General features: G+C 66.9%; 3 protein-coding genes. All 3 read right to left on the bottom strand.

Annotated elements, in window-relative coordinates; translation table 11 throughout:
- A partial coding sequence (locus ACFWF3_RS30375) for a HelD family protein (RefSeq protein ID WP_379317107.1) occupies nucleotides 1–1,043 on the bottom strand: 1,043 nt, incomplete at its 3' end.
- A gap of 44 nt (nucleotides 1,044–1,087) precedes the next feature.
- The gene (locus ACFWF3_RS30370) at nucleotides 1,088–1,423 is read right to left on the bottom strand and encodes an antibiotic biosynthesis monooxygenase family protein (protein WP_378994121.1); all 336 of its coding nucleotides are present in this window, start codon (nucleotides 1,421–1,423) and stop codon (nucleotides 1,088–1,090) included.
- 13 nt (nucleotides 1,424–1,436) lie between these two features.
- Nucleotides 1,437–2,816, bottom strand: coding sequence for a diguanylate cyclase domain-containing protein (locus tag ACFWF3_RS30365; protein WP_379317105.1), 1,380 nt, complete (start codon nucleotides 2,814–2,816; stop codon nucleotides 1,437–1,439).
- Nucleotides 2,817–3,000: the final 184 nt, after the last annotated feature.

The following is a 3,000-nucleotide window of genomic DNA, read 5'->3' as shown; positions in this document are numbered from 1 at the left end:
GAGCGGGCCCGCCCACGCGCCCTGGTCGCGATCTTGCGGTCCAGAGTCACCGGGTAGCCGTCGAACGCCAGGCGCACCGGCTCCGACGGCACTTCCTGACGGTCGCGCACCGCCTGCTTGAGCACCTCGAGCATGTCGAGGGAACCCTTGATCTCCCCGGCGCGCAGCGAATCCTCGCGCACCGCTTTCACCCCCGGGTACAGGTCGCCGATGGTCGACAGCAGCACGCCGGTCTCGCCGAGCGAGGGCAGCACCTGGCCGATGTAGTCGAGGAAGGTGGCGTTCGGGCCGATGATCAGCACGCCGCTCTTGGCCAGCTGCTGCCGATAGGTGTAGAGCAGGAAGGCCGCGCGATGCAGCGCGACGGCGGTCTTGCCGGTGCCCGGCCCGCCCTGCACCACGAGCACGCTCTTGTGCTCGGAGCGGATGATCGCGTCCTGTTCGCTCTGGATCGTCTCGACGATGTCGTTCATGTGCCCGGTGCGGGCGGCGTTGAGTGCCGACAGCAGCGCGCTCTCACCACCGACGCCGTCGTCGGTGCCGACCACACCGTCGCGCTCGGCAGCATCGAGATCGAGGTACTCGTCGTTGATCGCGGTCACCGCGCGGTTGCGCGAGCGGATGTGCCTGCGCCGGGTGACGTTCTCGGGATTGGCGGTGGTGGCCAGGTAGAACGGGCGGGCCAGCGGAGCGCGCCAGTCGAGCAGCAGCGGCTCGTAGTCGTTGTCCTCGTCGAGGATGCCGAGCCTGCCGATGTAGCGCGCCGCGTCCTCGGTGCCTTCCAGATCGATCCGGCCGAAGCACAGACCGTGCTCGGCGGCGTCGTATTTGGACAGGTCCTCGTTGTAGAGCTGGGTGAAGGACTCGCGCTCACTGCGCGCCTGCGGTGTGCCACCGGATTCGAGGAGCACAGTCTTGAGCCGGTTCTGCGCGTAGTCGCGCATGCCGTCGAGCCGGTCGTAGAGCACCGAGAGGTACTGCTGCTCCTGTTCGATCTCGCGGTTGTGCGCGGCCGGGGAGGCGTCGGCGAGGCGGTCGGGCAAAACAGGACTCCTTTGTCACCGCGTTGAGAACAGAGTTGTCGAGTCTACGTGTCCGCGGGCAGGGCCGCCGCGACCGGGAACACTTCGTCGCCGAGGATCGGCGTGAAGTGTTCGACCACCGGGAAAGGCTCGTAGAAGTGGTGCAACAGCGCACGCCAGCGCTGATATTCCGGTGACTCGCGGAATCCCACTGTGTGGTCGGCCAGCTGCTCCCAGCGCACCAGCAACAGGAAGCAGTCGGGCCGCTCGACACAGCGCGACAACGACAACCCACCGAAACCGGGCATTCCCGCGATGATCGGATACGCCTGCGCGAAGGCCGCTTCGAAAGCGGCGGCGGCGCCGGGGCGAACGGGTAACAGCGCGTGTTCGACGATCACGCCGACCAGTCTGTCAGGAGGCGTGGGTGTTGTTCGAGCGTCGATTCTGACCGAGACCGAGCTCACGATGGGCCGACGGCTTGTCGCGGTACATCGCCAGGTCGGCGTCGTGCAGCACGGCTTCGGGCGTGCGCCGTTCGTGCGGGCCGAGTTCGGTGATGCCGACCGAGGCGCTCACCTCGAGACGGTGACCGCTGGCGATGATCGGTTCCGCCATCTTCACGCGCAGGCGTTCCACCAGTGCGGGCAGGTCGGCGCGCTGCGGATGACCGGCCAGCAGCACCAGGAATTCGTCGCCCCCCAGCCGCCCGACCAGGTCTTCGGTGCGCAACGCCTGTTGCAACCGCTGGGCGACGATCTGCAACACCGTGTCGCCGATGGCGTGCCCGAGGGTGTCGTTGATCGCTTTGAAGCCGTCGAGGTCGATGAACAGCACCGTGGTGATCAGCGTGCCGCCGTCGTCGGCCAGCGCCGTGGACAGCTGCGACAGGATCAGGGAACGATTCGCGAGCCCGGTCAGCGCGTCATGGGTGGCCTGGTACTCGAGCTGGCGCTTGCTTGCCCGGAACGCGGTGATGTCGGCGAACGAGGACACCCCCGCCGACTCCGGGCTGTCCGGATTGAGTAATCGGCAGTTGCACGACAGCCATACCAGCTGCCCGTCGGTGCGCTCGACTCCGAAAATGAACTGGGTCACCGCCTCTCCCGTCGCGAGGGTGCGCGCCATCGGATGCTGGTCGGGCGCGAGTGGTCGGCCGTCGCGGTCGAGCATTTTCATGGGCAGTTCGTCGATGTGCAGTCCGAGTACCGGCTCGGCCTCCGCAGCGATGCCGAGTATGCGTTTGCCTGCGGGGTTGATCGATTCGAGGCGACCGCGCCGATCGACGACGAGCACGCCTTCTTCCAGCTGCGACACGACGGTGGTGAAATACGCCTCCGCCTGCCGCGCCGACGCCTCCGCCGCGCGTTGGGCGGTGAGATCGTGCACGACCACCTGGAACGCGAGCTTCTCCTGCCACACCGTGAGCACCGACACGGTCTGCACCGGCACCGTGCGCCCGTCCACCCGGACGAGATCCATGTCGGTGGGCGGCGAGGCCGATCCCTCGGCGGTGAGCTGATCGATCCGTTCGAGCATGGCCGCGACGGAATCAGGATGGACGAAGTCGGTGATCGACAAGCCGAGCAGGTCGTCCACCGAACGGGCGCCGAGCAGGCGAACCATCGCCGGATTGACGTAGACGATCGTCCCCGACTCGTGCACACAGATGGCATCGGGAGTGTGTTCGACCAGCGACCGGTAGCGCTGCGCGAGCTGCTCGGCGCTCGCCGCGTCGGTCCTTCCTTCTCCCACTGCGAAACCCCCGATCTCGGCCTGGTCTGCGAACGGCATACCGGACTAGTCTGGTGATCCTTCATGAAGATCCGCGAGGAGCGATGTGACACTGGATGTGCTCACGGGCGGCATGACCCACCGCCTCGATTCTATGTCGATCGCCGGCATGGGTGTTGTCTCCGGTTACGGGTGGGGTCGGGAATCGCTGTGGCAGGGATTGTTGGGGTGCAAACCGGCAGCC

Origin of the sequence: Nocardia sp. NPDC060220, assembly GCF_042727815.1 — a bacterium.
Classification (GTDB): domain Bacteria; phylum Actinomycetota; class Actinomycetes; order Mycobacteriales; family Mycobacteriaceae; genus Nocardia.
This window is presented reverse-complemented; position numbering and strand designations above follow the sequence as displayed.